This is a genomic window from Pseudomaricurvus sp. ABR4_320, assembly GCF_056159445.1.
In genome coordinates this window covers 1-512 of record NZ_JBSWVF010000092.1, presented here as the reverse complement: position 1 = coordinate 512, position 512 = coordinate 1, and the positions used below count along the sequence as shown (strand labels likewise).

At 45.5% G+C, this 512-nt stretch carries 1 protein-coding gene; it reads right to left on the bottom strand.

What is annotated here, in order from left to right; all coding sequences use genetic code 11:
* Position 1: 1 nt before the first annotated feature.
* Positions 2 to 512 (bottom strand): hypothetical protein (locus ACXAFR_RS27500; protein ID WP_475183409.1); only part of this gene is annotated, 511 nt, incomplete at its 5' end.

Here is a 512-nt window from a genome sequence, read left to right as displayed (position 1 = left end):
CCTAGTATGGGATGCCCCAAAGCGTCATCATGTTGTAATTGAACTGCACAGCACTGCCGTAAGCTGCAGTATCCAAAGCCTGGTTATAGAGGTCATCTGATGTGTCTTCTGCTGTATCGTTCGCCGTATCTTCTGAGGTATCTTCCTCAACAGCTTCGTCCGACATGGTAATTACGTCATTGCAGCTGAATGTTTCAGTCGCTTGACCGCTATTGGTTACTTCGATACTGGCGTTTTTAAATTCGACGACAAAGCTCGTTCCATCGCTTTCTCCAGTAACGGAGCCCTGTATAGGACATAAATCCTCGTTGTCCAGGTCGGCCAAGGAATATTCAACATCAGAATAGGTATAGGCGTCGTAGATACTTATTTTTTCATCGAAAGAACTTTCAACAACAATCGTTACATCCTCAACGCCGTTAACCTTGAGTGCGGTGCCATCGTAGCCGACATTGATGTCCAACTTGTTCGTGCTCACTGCTAGAGAAACATCACCGGTGATATAAGTGTCA